The organism is Variovorax sp. J22P240, from assembly GCF_030316855.1.
Lineage (GTDB): Bacteria > Pseudomonadota > Gammaproteobacteria > Burkholderiales > Burkholderiaceae_C > Variovorax.
This window is the reverse complement of record NZ_JASZYR010000001.1, coordinates 859,091-874,250: the sequence shown is the minus strand read 5'-3', so window position 1 is coordinate 874,250 and position 15,160 is coordinate 859,091. Positions and strand designations below refer to the sequence as shown.

Annotated in this window: 15 protein-coding genes; 5 read left to right on the top strand and 10 right to left on the bottom strand. The window is 64.5% G+C overall.

Going from position 1 to position 15,160, the window contains the following annotated elements:
- The first annotated feature begins 181 nt into the window (after window positions 1-181).
- Window positions 182-748, top strand: coding sequence for a hypothetical protein (locus QTI24_RS04210; RefSeq protein ID WP_286565992.1), 567 nt, complete (start codon window positions 182-184; stop codon window positions 746-748).
- Here QTI24_RS04210 and QTI24_RS04205 read toward each other — a convergent pair.
- The gene (locus QTI24_RS04205) at window positions 735-1,583 is read right to left on the bottom strand and encodes a metal-dependent hydrolase (protein WP_286598522.1); all 849 of its coding nucleotides are present in this window, start codon (window positions 1,581-1,583) and stop codon (window positions 735-737) included. The two genes, QTI24_RS04210 and QTI24_RS04205, sit on opposite strands and share 14 nt — an antisense overlap.
- 204 nt (window positions 1,584-1,787) lie before the next feature.
- On the bottom strand, window positions 1,788-4,316 hold the full coding sequence (locus tag QTI24_RS04200) for a sodium-translocating pyrophosphatase (protein ID WP_286598520.1): 2,529 nt from the start codon (window positions 4,314-4,316) through the stop codon (window positions 1,788-1,790).
- Window positions 4,317-4,574: 258 nt separating this feature from the next.
- Here QTI24_RS04200 and ppa point away from each other — a divergent pair, with 258 nt between their 5' ends.
- The gene (ppa, locus tag QTI24_RS04195; protein WP_286598519.1) at window positions 4,575-5,102 is read left to right on the top strand and encodes an inorganic diphosphatase; all 528 of its coding nucleotides are present in this window, start codon (window positions 4,575-4,577) and stop codon (window positions 5,100-5,102) included.
- 65 nt (window positions 5,103-5,167) lie between these two features.
- Here ppa and QTI24_RS04190 read toward each other — a convergent pair whose 3' ends face one another.
- Both QTI24_RS04190 and QTI24_RS04185 read right to left on the bottom strand, forming a co-directional pair.
- Window positions 5,168-6,427 (bottom strand): GNAT family N-acetyltransferase, encoded by a 1,260-nt coding sequence (locus QTI24_RS04190; RefSeq protein ID WP_286598518.1) that lies wholly within the window; start codon window positions 6,425-6,427, stop codon window positions 5,168-5,170.
- Window positions 6,428-6,437: 10 nt separating this feature from the next.
- The gene (locus tag QTI24_RS04185) at window positions 6,438-7,376 is read right to left on the bottom strand and encodes a DMT family transporter (RefSeq protein WP_286598516.1); all 939 of its coding nucleotides are present in this window, start codon (window positions 7,374-7,376) and stop codon (window positions 6,438-6,440) included.
- Between the two features lie 107 nt (window positions 7,377-7,483).
- On the opposite strand from QTI24_RS04185, the gene QTI24_RS04180 reads away from it, so the two are divergent.
- On the top strand, window positions 7,484-9,181 hold the full coding sequence (locus tag QTI24_RS04180) for an NAD+ synthase (RefSeq protein WP_286598515.1): 1,698 nt from the start codon (window positions 7,484-7,486) through the stop codon (window positions 9,179-9,181).
- The gene (locus QTI24_RS04175; RefSeq protein WP_286565984.1) at window positions 9,178-9,516 is read left to right on the top strand and encodes a P-II family nitrogen regulator; all 339 of its coding nucleotides are present in this window, start codon (window positions 9,178-9,180) and stop codon (window positions 9,514-9,516) included. Before QTI24_RS04180 ends, QTI24_RS04175 begins: the two co-directional genes overlap by 4 nt.
- Before the next feature lie 130 nt (window positions 9,517-9,646).
- Here QTI24_RS04175 and QTI24_RS04170 read toward each other — a convergent pair whose 3' ends face one another.
- From QTI24_RS04170 to QTI24_RS04145, 6 genes are read right to left on the bottom strand one after another with little or no spacing between them, the layout of a single operon-like run.
- Window positions 9,647-10,237 (bottom strand): LOG family protein, encoded by a 591-nt coding sequence (locus QTI24_RS04170; protein WP_286599263.1) that lies wholly within the window; start codon window positions 10,235-10,237, stop codon window positions 9,647-9,649.
- 29 nt (window positions 10,238-10,266) lie between these two features.
- Window positions 10,267-10,659 (bottom strand): diacylglycerol kinase, encoded by a 393-nt coding sequence (locus tag QTI24_RS04165; protein ID WP_286598513.1) that lies wholly within the window; start codon window positions 10,657-10,659, stop codon window positions 10,267-10,269.
- On the bottom strand, window positions 10,656-11,222 hold the full coding sequence (locus QTI24_RS04160) for an RDD family protein (protein WP_286598511.1): 567 nt from the start codon (window positions 11,220-11,222) through the stop codon (window positions 10,656-10,658). The genes QTI24_RS04165 and QTI24_RS04160 overlap by 4 nt, the downstream gene beginning before the upstream one ends.
- A 19-nt stretch (window positions 11,223-11,241) precedes the next feature.
- Complete coding sequence (locus QTI24_RS04155; RefSeq protein ID WP_286598510.1) at window positions 11,242-12,027, bottom strand: DUF3106 domain-containing protein; 786 nt, start codon at window positions 12,025-12,027, stop codon at window positions 11,242-11,244.
- A gap of 53 nt (window positions 12,028-12,080) precedes the next feature.
- Window positions 12,081-12,512 carry a DUF3619 family protein gene (locus tag QTI24_RS04150; RefSeq protein ID WP_286598508.1) on the bottom strand — a complete coding sequence of 144 codons (432 nt, stop codon included), beginning with the start codon at window positions 12,510-12,512 and terminating at the stop codon, window positions 12,081-12,083.
- Window positions 12,509-13,075: an RNA polymerase sigma factor gene (locus QTI24_RS04145; protein WP_286598506.1), complete on the bottom strand. Its 567-nt coding sequence runs from the start codon at window positions 13,073-13,075 to the stop codon at window positions 12,509-12,511. Before QTI24_RS04145 ends, QTI24_RS04150 begins: the two co-directional genes overlap by 4 nt.
- A 287-nt stretch (window positions 13,076-13,362) precedes the next feature.
- Here QTI24_RS04145 and QTI24_RS04140 point away from each other — a divergent pair, with 287 nt between their 5' ends.
- A complete protein-coding gene (locus QTI24_RS04140; protein WP_286598505.1) occupies window positions 13,363-15,138 on the top strand; it encodes an acetolactate synthase 3 catalytic subunit in 1,776 nt (591 codons plus the stop codon).
- Window positions 15,139-15,160: the final 22 nt, after the last annotated feature.

The window sequence follows — 15,160 nt, the reverse complement described above, 5'->3', positions numbered from 1 at the left end:
GATTTAGTACTTCGTACCGCCTACCCATTCTGCGGAATTCGATCTACAGTTGGAAACAATTGATGCGAATAATTGCGTCAATACCAAAGTTCTAATTCACGATCGATTCAATGATCCGAATTCATTCGTCAACCCTTCAAAACCCGGGGCTCCGTCGATTGCTCGCCAAAGGACGGCCCCTGTGAGCCCGCAACGTCACGTCATCATGCAGGTCGTCAAGCGCTCGGGCGGCGCGACGCACCATGTCGAGTTCTGCATGGACGACAACTTTGCCGAGCGCCTGCGGCAACTGCGTTCGCTGGTGCCTCCGCTCAATGCCCTCAACAAGCAACGAGATCTCGTCATCGACAAGGTGCGCGTCCGGATGCCCACGGCCGTCTGGCGCTGTGGCGGCGACATCGACAGTTCGGTGGAAGGCTCGTGCATCGTCATTGCCGCCGAAGGCTTTTTCAATTGCGGGGCCAAGGACCGCAAGACGAAGGAAAAGCTGGTCACCTATACCTTCCCGATTTCGCGCCTGATCGAGTTGCATATGGAGCGGCCGGCCGGCGAGACCTTCTACATCCGCGACGGCATCTTTACCAACGACGAGCCTGCCGAATCGGCTGCCGGACGCTGGGTCGCGTCGCTGCACGAACTGGAAGAGATGCGCGTGCCCGAGGCACCGTCCGACTTCGACACGCTCCAGGGCGTACCCCTGCGCACCGAGCAGGGCGCACTGCCGACGCACGGCATCAGCCTGAACTGAGCGCGGCGCTCGTGGGCGGCGCGTCCACGCGCACGAACCGCGATGTGTTTTCAGCCAGCCAGCGCCGGGACACGGCGCTGTCTTGTTGCGAGGGGTGAAAGTCCCGCCGCAGATAGCGCCACCAGGTGGCCCAGCTTTCCCGTAGCAAGCCGCCGCGGCCCAGCAGCAAGCGGGCCCCGCTGCGCCATGTCGAGAGCTTCCACAACACGCCTTCTTTGCGCAGGTTGGCGGTCGTCTGCCTGAACAGATCGCCCAGGAAGATCAGCGTGACCCGGCGGAACCAGCGGACGCGCCATTCGTGCGAGCCGCCGATCGCCTGGTAGACGTCGAAGGCCGTGTTCTTGTGTTCGAGTTCTTCGGCGCTGTGCCAGAGCCACATGGTCTTCAGCCGCGGTTCGGCACCGTCCAGCAACTGGGGATGTGACAGCAGCCATTCGGCGAACATGGCGGTGAAGTGTTCCGTTGCGACGGTGATGGCGACGGCGTGACGCGGGTCTGCATCGGCCAGAGCTTGCATGCGCTGCGTGGCACGGGGCGTCCAGCCGTCTTCCAGCCCCTGCTTGTCCAGATGCGCGTTGAAGAGGGCGTGAATCCGGCGATGCGTCGCTTCCTGTCCGATGAAACCGCGCACTTCCGCCTGATGCTTCTCCCGCACCTCGGCACTCGTGTTCTGAAGCGCGCGGCGCACGGCGTCGATGAAAAATTGCTCGCCGAAGGGAAAGCTCATCGACAGCGCGTTGAAGAAAGCGGTGGCGAAGGCATCGCCGCCACACCAGTCGCGCGCAAAGGGCGGCTGAAGATCGATCAGCAGGCGGCGTACGACGAGGTCGGTCATGGGAGTTGCCAAATAGTCGAAGGTGTGTATTTTCGGATTGTGCCTCTGGTTGCGCTGCGTTGGTGATCAATCTGGTCCACGAAAAAAAGCCGCAAGCGGGCTTGCGGCCATGAAGCGGTAGTGCAGCGCGCGGCTAGGCCGGCTTCACATCTGTGCGGGGTCGTAGAAGAACTCCTGCGCAAGGGTTGCCGCGGCAGGCATGCCCTATTGGACTTTCACTTCCACCCGGCGGGCTTCCGCGGGCGGTCCGCCAGCCGTCGTCTCCGCGGGCTTGGCCAGTTCGACCTTGTCGTCCGGCACGCCGGCCAGTTTGAGCGCCGCGCCGACCGCCATCGCGCGCTGCTTGGCGAGTTCGGCGTTTTTCGCGGGGTCGCCGGAGGCGTCGTGAAAGCCGCTCACCAGCACGCGATTGCCGCTTTGCACGGCCTTCACGATGTCGACCAGCGCCTCGCTGGAGCCCGCAGGGACTTCAGCGCTGCTGGTGGCGAAGTAGAGCTTGACGACGCCACCCTCGGTCTTGATCGAGGGGCCCGAGTCGGCAGCCGCCACCGGCACTGCGGCGGGCGCAGCCGCTGCGGGTGCCGGCGGGACGACAGCCGGGGCTGCGGGTGCAGCCGGTGCGGTCGCGGGGGGCGGTGCGGCGTGCGGTGCCATCGCGCCTGCGTCGCCAGCGTGGAACTTGACCACCAGGGGCACGATCAGCAGCGCCACGATGTTGATGATCTTGATCAGCGGGTTCACCGCGGGGCCTGCCGTGTCCTTGTAGGGGTCGCCGACGGTGTCGCCGGTGACGGCCGCCTTGTGCGCCTCGGAGCCCTTGCCGCCGTGATGGCCGTCTTCGATGTACTTCTTGGCGTTGTCCCACGCGCCGCCGCCCGTGCACATGGAGATCGCCACGAACAGGCCTGTGACGATGGTGCCCATCAGCAGGCCGCCTAGAGCCTTGGGTCCCAGCAGCAGGCCGACCAGGATCGGAACCACCACGGGCAGCAGCGACGGGATCATCATTTCCTTGATCGCCGCGCCGGTCAGCATGCTCACGGCACGGCCGTACTCGGGCTTGCCGGTGCCTTCCATGATCCCCGGGATCTCGCGGAACTGGCGGCGAACTTCCTCCACCACCGAACCGGCTGCGCGACCTACGGCTTCCATCGCCATTGCGCCGAAGAGGTAGGGGATCAGGCCGCCGATGAAGAGGCCCACGATCACCATCGGATCGCTCAGGTTGAAGCTGATGTTGAGCCCGAAGCTCTCGAGCTTGTGCGTGTAGTCGGCGAAGAGCACCAGCGCCGCCAGCCCGGCCGAGCCGATGGCATAGCCCTTGGTGACAGCCTTGGTGGTATTGCCGACGGCGTCGAGCGGGTCGGTGATGTCGCGCACGCTGGCCGGCAGTTCCGACATCTCGGCGATGCCGCCGGCGTTGTCGGTGATGGGGCCGTAGGCGTCGAGCGCGACCACGATGCCGGCCATGCTCAGCATCGCCGTAGCCGCCACGGCAATGCCGTAGAGGCCCCCCAGCATGTACGAGGCCATGATCGCGATGCAAACGCAGATCACCGGCCAAGCCGTGGAACGCATCGACACGCCCAGGCCCGCAATGATGTTCGTGCCATGGCCCGTGGTCGAGGCCTGCGCAATGTGACGCACCGGTGAGTATTGCGTGCCCGTATAGAACTCCGTGATCCACACCAGCGCCGCCGTCAGCGCAAGACCGACGAAGCAGGCGCCGAACAACTTCAGCTGGCTGCCGGAAGGAGCAATGGCATTGTCGGGAATCAGCCAACTGGTCACGAACCAGAACGCGATCAGCGACAGGATGCCCGCCACGGCGAGGCCCTTGTAGAGCGCCGGCATCACGTTGACCATGCCTGGCGAAGCCTTGACGAAGAAGCAGCCGATGATCGACGCGATGATCGACACGCCGCCGAGTGCCAGCGGATACAGCACCGCATTCACCGGCGCCGCGGCCACCATCAGTGCGCCGAGCACCATGGTCGCGATCAGCGTCACCGCATAGGTCTCGAACAAGTCGGCCGCCATGCCGGCGCAGTCGCCGACGTTGTCGCCCACGTTATCGGCGATCACGGCCGGATTGCGCGGATCGTCCTCGGGGATGCCCGCTTCGACCTTGCCCACGAGGTCGGCGCCGACGTCGGCGCCCTTGGTGAAGATGCCGCCGCCCAGTCGCGCGAAGATCGAGATCAGCGACGAGCCGAAGGCAAAGCCGATCAGCGGATTGAGCAGCGTCGCCAGGTTCTTGTCCGGCGTCAGGTTGCCATTGCCCACGAGGAACCAGTAGAAGCCCGACACGCCCAGAAGGCCCAGCCCGACCACCAGCATGCCGGTGATGGCGCCGCCACGGAAGGCCACGTCCAGCGCCGGGCCGATGCCTTGGGTCGCGGCCTGCGCCGTGCGCACATTGGCCCGGACCGACACGTTCATGCCGATGAACCCGCAAGCGCCCGACAGCACTGCGCCGATGATGAAGCCCACCGCGGTGGTCACGTCCAGGAAGACGCCGATCAGGATGGCCAGCACCACGCCAACGATCGCGATGGTGCGGTACTGCTTCGCGAGGTAGGCCGCGGCGCCGGTCTGGATGGCCGCTGCGATCTCCTGCATTCGGGCGTTGCCCGGGTCTTTCGAAAGAATCCAGCTGCGCGCCCAGAAACCATAGGCTACGGCCACGAGGCCGCAGACGATGGCGAGGACGAGAGGGGTGTTGCCAGTCATGCCTTTGCTTCTCCAGTAGTTCGACGTAACTTGTGGAGACGAAAGCCGGACCTGTGCGCAACGCGTACGGGTCAGTGCTTCCGCCGCGTTGCTTCCTCGAAGTCCCGATGCCGTGGAGGCATGGGACCGATTGGCCAACGCGGCCAATTTACAGGCAAAACTCGCGTTCTGTGCGACTGTGCCGTGACATGGAAAGTAAACTTCGGGTTTGTCCGCATCCGGCGTACAACACTTTCAACTACTCCAAAGACACGCACCATGTCCCTCGGCAAAGTTTCCCCCGGCAAAGACGCCCCCGACGCCTTCAATGTCATCATCGAAATCCCGATGAACGCTGATCCGATCAAGTACGAAGTCGACAAGGAATCGGGCGCGATCTTCGTCGACCGCTTCATGACTACGGCGATGCACTACCCGACCAACTATGGCTATGTGCCGCAGACCCTGTCGGGCGACGGTGACCCGGTCGACGTGCTGGTGATCACGCCCTGGGCGCTGGTGCCCGGCGTGGTGGTGCCGTGCCGGCCCATCGGCATCCTGATGATGGAAGACGAAGCCGGCATCGACGGCAAGGTGCTCGCCGTGCCGACCGACAAGGTGCTGCCCATCTACAGCCACTGGAAGAAGGTCGAGGACGTGAACCCGATGCGCCTGAAGGCCATCACGCACTTCTTCGAGCACTACAAGGATCTCGAAGCCGGCAAGTGGGTCAAGGTGCTGGGCTGGGAAGGCATCGACGCTGCCAAGAAGGAAATCATGGACGGCATCGCGAACTTCAAGAAGTAAGTTCCAGATCTGGAAATTTGCAAGGCGCCTCGCGGCATTTGTTGCGAGGCGCTTTTTGTTGGGGGTCACTCCGCCGTGCGGAACGGGCTGCGTTCGCCGAGGTGGTCCATGTAGTTCTCGATGCCTGCGCCCTCGCGTTCGAGAAAGCGCTCCACCGCGTCAGCGAACGCGGGGTGAGCCAGCCAGTGCGCGCTGGTGGTCATGACGGGCATCAGTGCGCGCGCCATCTTGTGTTCGCCTTGCGCACCGCCCTCGAAGCGCTCTACGCCGTGTTCGATGCACCACTGCAGCGGTTGGTAGTAGCAGGCCTCGAAGTGCAGGCAATCGACGCGTTCGAGCGCCCCCCAGTAGCGTCCGTAGGCCACGAGCGGTCGCTCGGACGCATCGTCGCCGCCCCGGCCTGCGGAGAGCGCGATCAGGCTGGCCGCGATCGGCTTGCCGCCGCGCTCCGCGATGAAAAGCAGCCACGCCTCGGGCATGCTGGCCGCCATGCGATGGAAGAAATCGCGGTTCAGGTAGGGCGGGTTGCCGTGCTCGCGGTAGGTGCGGGCATAGCAACGATAGAAAAGGTCCCAGTCGGCATCGCTGATGTCGGTGCCGCGAAACCAGCGGAAGCTCACGCCGGCATCGCGGACTTTGCGGCGCTCCTGGCGGATCTTCTTGCGCTTGTCGTGCGACAGGCTGGCGAGGAAGGCGTCGAAGTCCGTCCATCGTCCGGTTTCGCCGCCGGGCCGCCCCAAGGCGAAACGCGCCCCCTCGGAGGGCAGCGAGGACACGTCAGTGCCGAGCGCGGGGGCGATGTTGGTCCAGTGGAACTGCACGGTGTGGCGCAGCATCAGGCCGGCTTCCGAACAGGCCGCGATGTCCTCGTCCGCGCCGAAGAGCAGATGCAGCGACGACACCTCCGACTCCTTGCACCACGCAACCAATGCTTGTGCCAGAAGGGTGCGGCTCGCTTCATCGCGCGCAAGCAGGCGTGCACCTGGCACGGGCGTGAATGGCACGGCGACGACGGCCTTGGGGTAGTAGGTCAGTCCGTGCTGCTCGTAGGCATTGGCCCAGGCCCAGTCGAACACGTACTCCCCGTACGAATGGTCCTTGATATAGAGCGGGCAGGCAGCGTTGAGCTGGTTGCCTTGCCAGAGGGTGATGAACTGCGGCGTCCAACCGCTGGCCGGCGACGCGCTACGGCTGGCGTCCAGCGCGTCGAGGTACGCGTGGCGCATGAAAGGGGAGCGCGCCGGTTGCAGCGCCAGCAGTCCGTCCCAAGCGGCGGCGTCGATCTCCGACGCCGCGCTGTGAATGCGAATGACAGTATCGGTCAATGGAGCCTCGTCAACGCTTGCGGGCCCCGAGGCTTTCGGCGATGTAGATCCCGCCCAGCACGAGGGCCAAAGCTACCGCGTGGTAGGTCGACAGCGGCTCGCCAAGGATCAGGACAGCCAGCACGGGCCCGAAGATCGGAACCAGATTGAGGAACACGCCGGCCCGCGCGGGCCCGATCAGCCCCACCGCGTGGATGAATGTGACTTGCGAGATGAACGACGGCAACAGGCCGATGAAGAGCACCAGTGCGACGCCCTTGGCCGTCGGCATGAAGAACTGTCCCATGGCAATCTCGGCTGCCACCAGCGGCAGCGAAACGATGCAAGCGACCGCAGCTGTGGCCGCAAAGAAGACGATGGCCGGAACGGCCGGCCTCCTGCGCAGTCCGAGGGCGTAGCCGGCGTACAGCAGGCAAGCGATGATCATCCACACATCGCCGACGTTGAACCCCAGTTGCGCCAGCATGGCGAGTTGCCCGCGCGATGCAACGACCGCGATCCCGGCGAGCGTCAGCACCACGCCCACGATCTGCAGGCCGGTGATTCGACTGCCGAAGAAGAGAAAGCTGCCCACCAGCACGAGCACCGGAATGGTGCCCTGGATGATCGCGATGTTGATCGCCGTCGTGTGATGCGCCGCTGCGTAGAAGAGGGCGTTGAAGCCGGTGAAGCCGAGCGCGCCCATGAGCGTGATGGAGCGCCACGACGGCAGCAGTGCGCGCCAGTGAGAGGCGATCTCCTGGCGTGACGTGAGACCGAGGGCCACGCAGCAGAGGATCCAGCGCGAGAAGGTCAGCATCATCGGCGAGACCTCGCCCACCGCGAGGCGCGCGGCCACCGCGTTGGCGCCCCAGGTCAGCGTGGTGAACACGAGCAGCACGTAGGCCTGGCTCTGGGGCCGCGGAACGAATGAGTCGAAGAAGCTGGCGAGAGAAGAACCTGTGCGCATCGCCCGGCGAGGGTAACAGCCCCCGCGAGGGCGTGTGCATGGCGGGTTACGCGGCGTGTCTCGAAAGGGCCGATGACATAATCGACCAGCCCTTTTCTTGCTTCGATATGACACTGAAACTCGCGATCGCGCAGCTCAATTTCGTGGTGGGTGACCTCACCGGCAATGCGCGGAAGGTCGTCGACGCGGCGCGATCCGCCCATGCGCAAGGGGCCCGCGTGCTGCTCACGCCCGAACTCTCGATCTGCGGCTACGCGGCGGAGGACATGTTCCTTCGGCCAGCATTCGTGTCGGCCTGCGACGATGCGGTCACGGCCGTCGCGACGGAGCTGGCGGATCTCGACGGCATGGTGGTTGTCGTCGGCCACCCCACGGGCGGAAGCCTTCGCAGCAAATCGGTCGCAGTGCAATTGAGGCACAACGCCGCCAGCGTACTCAGCGAGGGCCGCATTCTCGGCACCTATGCCAAGCGCGAGCTGCCGAACTACCAAGTCTTCGACGAACGCCGCTATTTCACGCCCGGCGACAGTGTCTGCGTGTTCGAGGCGGGCGGGGTGTCTGTCGGCTTGCTGATCTGCGAGGACGCCTGGTTCGACGAACCGGCGCAGCTCGCGAAGGACGCCGGCGCCGAAGTGCTGGCGGTCATCAATGCGTCGCCGTTCCACGTCGGCAAGGAAGGCGAGCGAGTGATGCGCATGGCGGACCGCGCCAAGGCAGTGGGCCTGCCGCTGGTCTATGCGCACCTGGTGGGGGGGCAGGACGAAGTCGTGTTCGACGGTGCCTCGTTTGCGCTCCAGTCTGATGGCAGCACTGCGCTGCAGGCGGAAAGTTTCAAGGAGAAGCTGGTCTTCGCCCAGATGGAGCGTACCAACGGCCGCGTCCGCTTCGTGCAGCACGACGAGGCTGCCGTGGCACCTCCGCGCGAAGCCGAAGCCCAACTCTGGGATGCCTTGGTTCTGGGCGTTCGCGACTACATCGGAAAGAACGGCTTCCCTGGCGCGATCCTGGGCCTGTCGGGCGGCATCGACTCCGCACTGGTGCTGGCGATCGCCGTAGACGCACTGGGCAAGGACAAGGTGCGCGCGGTGATGATGCCGTCGCCCTACACGGCCGATATCAGCTGCATCGATGCACGCGAGATGGCCCGGCGGCTTGGCGTGCGCTACGACGAAATCTCGATCAAGCACACCTTCGAGTCCTTTCTGGGTGCGCTCGCTGACGACTTCAAGGACCTGCCCGAGGACACCGCCGAGGAAAACCTCCAGGCGCGTATTCGAGGCACGCTGCTGATGGCCTTGTCCAACAAGTTCGGCTCCATCGTGCTGACCACTGGCAACAAGAGTGAGATGGCGACCGGCTATTGCACGCTGTACGGCGACATGGCGGGCGGATTCGCAGTCATCAAGGACTTGCTGAAGACGACCGTGTTCGCGCTCGCGCGCTGGCGCAATGCCCACGATCCGTACGGCACCGGCTCGGAGCCGATCCCCGAGCGGATCATCACGCGCCCTCCGAGCGCCGAACTGCGCCCGGACCAGACCGATCAGGACAGCCTTCCGCCCTACGAGATCCTCGACGGGATCCTGGCACGCTACATGGAAGACGACGAAGGAATCGACGAGATCATCGCGGCGGGCTATGAGCGCGCCATCGTCGAGCGCGTGGCCCGACTGATCAAGATCAACGAGTACAAAAGACGCCAGGCGCCGGTGGGAATCCGGGTCACCCACCGGAGCTTTGGCAAGGATTGGCGCTACCCTATCACCAGCATGTTCAACGAAACCGCCGGAAGAAAGACCGTATGAAGCAAATCACCGCCATCCTCAAACCGTTCAAGCTCGATGATGTGCGCGAGGCCCTTGCTGAGGTCGGCGTCACCGGACTCACCGTGACCGAGGTCAAGGGTTTCGGCCGGCAGAAGGGGCACACCGAGCTCTACCGGGGCGCCGAGTATGTGGTCGATTTCCTGCCGAAGATGAAGGTGGAAGTTGTCGTCAACGAGGCGGACGTCGACCGCTGCGTCGATGCCATCGTCAGCGCGGCGCGCACCGGCAAGATCGGCGACGGCAAGATCTTCGTAACCAATGTGGAGCGCGTCGTACGCATCCGTACGGGTGAAGAGGACGAAGCGGCTGTATAGGCTCGCCCCCAGGCTGCGCGCTGCGTGTCGCTGCGCCTACCCCCTGCCCGGGGGCGGGCCGGCCGCTTCGGGCGGCCGGGCGCGGCGGCCCCGCCGCTGAAGAGGGGCGCTGCGCTATTTTTTGGTCCTGCTAAAGGACTTCTGCCAGTTTGTCGCCGCGGGGGTGGCGGCGGGACTCTTCGACGAGGGCTTCGAGGAGGGCGGTGGCGTCGTTGCCTGTGCGGACCAGGTCCATTTGCCATTCGCCCATGAAGCCTTCGCGCACGCTGTGCGACAGGAAGGCCAGGAGGGCGTCGTAGTAGCCGTCGACGTTCAGGATGCCTACCGGCTTGTCGTGATAGCCAAGCTGACGCCAGGTCCAGATTTCGAACAGTTCTTCGAGCGTGCCGATGCCGCCGGGCAGGGCGATGAAGGCGTCGGCGCGCTCGCCCATCATGGCCTTGCGCTCATGCATGGTGTCGACGACATGAAGTTCGTCGCTTTGGCGGTTGGCGAGTTCCTTGTCGACCAGGGCCTTGGGGATGATGCCGACGACGCGCCCGCCTGCCGCGCGAGTGGCCTGGGCGACGGTGCCCATCAAGCCGGTGCGGCCACCGCCATAGACCAACTGGCCGCCGCGTTCGCCGATCCAACTGCCGACGGCCTGGGCCACTTCCGTGAATTCAGGCCGCTCACCGGGCCGGGAGCCGCAATACACACAAATTGAGAATGAGGGAGTCATGCCCCAATCATGCCGCGCCCGGACGTCGTCTACGTGGCGAAGCGTTGCCATAGCGCCGCGATCCAGATGCCGCTGCAAAGCACGAGGGAAAGCAGCACGGCGGCGCTGCCTAGGTCCTTGGCGGTCTTGGAGAACGAATGCCACTCCGGGCCGATGCGGTCGATGGCGGCTTCGATGGCGCTGTTGAGCAGTTCGACGATCAGCACCAGGACCACGGTCGACACGAGGATCGCGACTTCGACCCAGCTCCGACCGATCCAGAAGGCCGAAGGCAGCATGACGATGGCACAGACCACCTCCTGCCGGAAAGCGGCTTCGCGCCAGCCCGCGCGAAAGCCATCGACCGAAATGAGCGTCGCATGCCAGACACGGGCCAAGCCGCGCCGCGACTTCTGCGGGTTGACGGGATTGGCGTCGCTCATCGCCTGCTGAGCGGCTTGGAGGCGATCAGGCGTGTGCCCGCCCAGGCGTCATGCCAGAACTGGCGTTCCGGCTGAAACCGCGCGAGGAGGGCCCATACCACAACCCACCCGACGACCAGTAACAAGGCTTCTGCGCCTGACAGCTTGAACGGCGAAATGGCAGCGAGTGGCGGCAGGAACCAGACCCAACTCAGCAGATAGCGCACCAGAGCTCGGCCTTGCGTGAGCGGGCGGCCGAAGTGGTCGACCACCCGGATGCCCCAAGTCTTCATGGCCAACGTCTGTCCCTTGGACCAGAACCACACGAAGTACACGCCGAAGACGACGAACAGGAAGCCCTGCAGCAGGTGCCGCCGTGAATCCATCGCGTCGCGCATCTGGCCGAGGGTGCTGAACAGCCAGCCAGCGACGAACACTACCGCGAAAAGCAGCATGCCCTCGTACAGCCAGCATGCCATTCGTCGCCATAGGCCGGGCGTAGTGAGCTGTGCAGGGGCGGAGAGGGAGACGTCGTCGGAAGCCGGGCGCTCGGAGGCAGGCCTGCTGGAGGAACTTGGGGTCATCGACACCTTGAAACCAGGATCACGGCGCGGAAGACGGCTGCTCGGTCACGCGCACGGGTGGAGCGACCGGGGCCGGCACTTCGGCGGTCGGCGTGGAGGCGGGCGGTGAAGGCACCTGCGCCTCCGCGCTGACTGGCGGAAAAGCGGGAGCCGGCGCTGGCGACGGAACGAGTGGTCGCGTGGATGCCAAAGGGGCTGTCGCAGCCGGAGGAGTCAGTTGAATCCGCGGCGTGTGCTGGCCCTCTGGGCCGATGGCGGGAATTGGTGCCAGCTTTTGGGCCGGCACAGGACGGACGGTGGGCGCTGCGCCCGGCGTCGTCGAGGTCGTGGCGCGCGCTGCGAGCTTGCCCTTTTCTTCGTCGCTCAGCGCTTGGTAGGCCTCCCACTTCGCCTTGCGCTCGTCCACCGGGACCTGCTTGACGTCGGCGAAATTGAGCCGGGCCTGCGCGCGCTGCTGGTTGCTCAGGCTCGCCCACTCGGTCATCCGGCTGTGAAGGATCTCCTGGTCCGCTTCTGGCAACTTGGCGTAGTCGCGCGAAATCACCAGCCATTTGCGTTTGTGCGGTTCTGTCAGATCGTCCCAAACCGGGGCGAGGGGTTCGAGCGCTCGTTGCTGGCGAGTAGTCAGGTCGCGCCACAGGGGTTTGGCGACTGTCTGCTTGGCCGGCGCCTGCGTCGCCTGCGCGACGGAGGTTCCGGGCTTGGCCGATTGCGCCCTCGCGGACGCCGCAAGGAAACCCGCATCCGCAAGCAGCAAGCCCGCGACCAGCCACGCGCCGGTGGTCCAGGGACGCGACCGAGCCAAGCCGAGCGCTTCGGCGCGAGGAAGGGGATGTGGCGACATTCGGTAGCGGACGATCAACGTTCGGACGTGGCTTCCGTCTTCAGGAACTGGGCAAAGCCCGGGTCGGTATAGGCCGCGGGCGGCAGATCGTCTGTCAGCAGCGCGGAGTCGACCTCGGCGAGCTCGTTGGCGCGGTTGTCCTCCTGCAGCACGCTGATGGCCATCAGCCCAGCCACCAGGGCGATCAGCGGGACGACCGAGCCGATGCGCGTCCACCACCAGCCGGCACCACCCAGCGTCGCCGTGCGGCCGTTCGACACCACTGCGGGGGCAATGCGAAGCTGCGGAACCGCCTTGCGACGCGCCACGGCCTGCACCCGGGCAGCCCGCAGGCGCTCGCTGACCTCGTGCGACAACTCGAGGTTGCCGGCTGAGAGGCGGCTGGCGACACGGCGGCCGAATTGCTCTTCGAGCGCATCGGAGGGGGCAGAAAGCGTTCTATTCATAGCGAAATTCCCTTGGCCTTGAGCGCTTTGCTCAAGGCATGAACGGCGCGCGAGCAATGGGTCTTGACGCTCCCCTCGGAGCAACCCATTGCGGCGGCCGTTTCGGCGACGTCCATTTCTTCCCAGTAACGCATCAGAAAGGCCTCGCGTTGACGACCCGGCAAGGCGGCGATTTGTTCCTCGATCTCGTGGAACACTTGGGCGCGCCGCGTGGTGTCCTCGGCGCTTTCGGTTTCGCGCGTGTCCATGGGGAGCTGGACGTGTTCGAGCAGGTCGAAATCACCGTCATCGTCCACTGCCTCGAAGTCGCTCAGGTTCGAGAAGAGAGCCCTGCGAGTTTTTTGGCGGCGGAACCAATCGAGGGTCGAATTCGAGAGAATCCGCTGGAACAGGAGCGGCAATTCGCTGGCCGGCTTGTCGCCATAGTGCTCGGCGAGTTTCATCATGCTGTCCTGCACGATGTCGAGCGCCGCCTCTTCGTCCCGCACGTGGTAGACGGAGCGCTTGAAAGCACGCCGTTCAACGCTCTTCAGGAAGTCGGAAAGTTCTTGTTCAGTGGCCAAGCGAGTCTGGCGCCGGGGAGGCGCCGCGTGGGGGATATGTCTCTCAGGGACGTTGGAGTTTTCGCCGCCGCGGATTATGCCTTTGTGCATGCATCGGCCCTTGGCGGGTTGGCGAACCTCGATCCAGTGTCATAATCCGCCTTGCAAGTCAAAAGGCAAACGGGTCACGGTCCGGTGGTATGACAAATCCGCCCATGGTTGTGGCCTCAAGTCCTGACGCGGCTTCAAAAGAGCTGGCGAAGGGGCACCCAAGGTTTTTCGTTCCCGAAAATCGCAAAAGGTTGATCATGGAAATCTCAAAGGCGGAACTCGCTTCCGCAGCAGCCGTCACTGGCAGTCAAACGCAAGAACTCATGGGTGCCGAAGTGCTGGTCAAGGCACTGCAGGCCGAAGGCGTCCAGTACGTCTGGGGCTACCCGGGCGGCGCGGTTCTCTACATCTACGACGCGTTCTACAAGCAGGACACCATCCAGCACGTGCTGGTACGTCACGAGCAAGCCGCCGTGCATGCTGCCGACGGCTATGCGCGCGCCACCGGCGAGGTTGGCGTGGCGCTGGTCACTTCCGGCCCCGGCCTGACCAATGCGGTGACCGGCATCGCGACCGCGTACATGGACAGCATCCCGATGGTGATCATCTCGGGTCAGGTGCCGACGGCGGCGATCGGGCTCGACGCCTTCCAGGAATGCGACACGGTCGGCATCACGCGTCCGATCGTCAAGCACAACTTCCTCGTCAAGGATCCGAAGGATCTGGCCATGACGATGAAGAAGGCCTTCCACATCGCACGCAGCGGCCGTCCGGGCCCGGTGGTCGTGGATGTGCCGAAAGACGTCTCGTTCAAGAAGGTCACGTACAGCGGTTATCCCGAGAAAGTCGAGATGCGCTCGTACAACCCGGTGCGCAAGGGACACGGGGGTCAGATCCGCAAGGCGCTTCAGCTCCTGCTGACAGCCAAGCGTCCCTACATCTATACCGGCGGCGGCGTGCTGCTCGGCAACGCCACGAATGAGCTGCGCACCTTGGTCGACATGTTGGGCTACCCGGTCACCAACACTCTGATGGGGTTGGGCGCCTACCCGGCGAGCGACCGCAAGTTCCTCGGCATGCTCGGCATGCACGGCACCATCGAGGCCAACAACGCCATGCAGAACTGCGACGTGCTGTTGGCGGTGGGCGCGCGATTCGATGACCGCGTGATCGGCAATCCCAAGCACTTCGCGCAGAACGAACGCAAGATCATTCACGTCGACATCGACCCGTCCAGCATCTCCAAGCGTGTGAAGGTCGACATCCCGATCGTGGGCGACGTGAAGGACGTGCTGACCGAACTGATCTCGATGATCAGGGAAAGCACCACGCGTCCCGACGCGGGCGCGCTTTCCAGTTGGTGGGACACCATTGAAGGCTGGCGCAGCAAGGATTGCCTCAAGTACGACCGCGGCAACAAGGACGTGATCAAGCCGCAGTACGTGGTCGAAACCCTCTGGAACATGACCAAGGACACCGATACCTACATCACGTCGGACGTCGGCCAACACCAGATGTGGGCCGCGCAGTACTACCGCTTCGACGAGCCGCGTCGCTGGATCAATTCGGGCGGCCTGGGCACCATGGGCGTCGGCATCCCCTATGCGATGGGTATCAAGCTCGCGAAGCCCGAGTCGGAGGTGTTCTGCATCACGGGTGAAGGTTCTGTGCAAATGTGCATCCAGGAGTTGTCGACCTGCCTGCAGTACAACACGCCGATCAAGATCTGCTCGCTGAACAACCGCTATCTCGGCATGGTCCGGCAGTGGCAGGAGATCGAGTATTCGGGCCGCTACAGCCACAGCTACATGGACGCGCTGCCCAACTTCGTGAAGCTCGCCGAGGCCTATGGCCATGTCGGCATGCTGATCGAGCGCCCGCAGGACGTGGAGCCGGCGCTGCGCGAGGCGCGCAAGCTCAAGGACCGCACGGTGTTCATGGATTTCCGTACCGACCCTACCGAAAACGTGTTCCCGATGGTCAAGGCCGGCATGGGCATCACCGAAATGCTGCTTGGTTCCGAGGACCTTTGATCAGACGAATAGCCGGACCGTT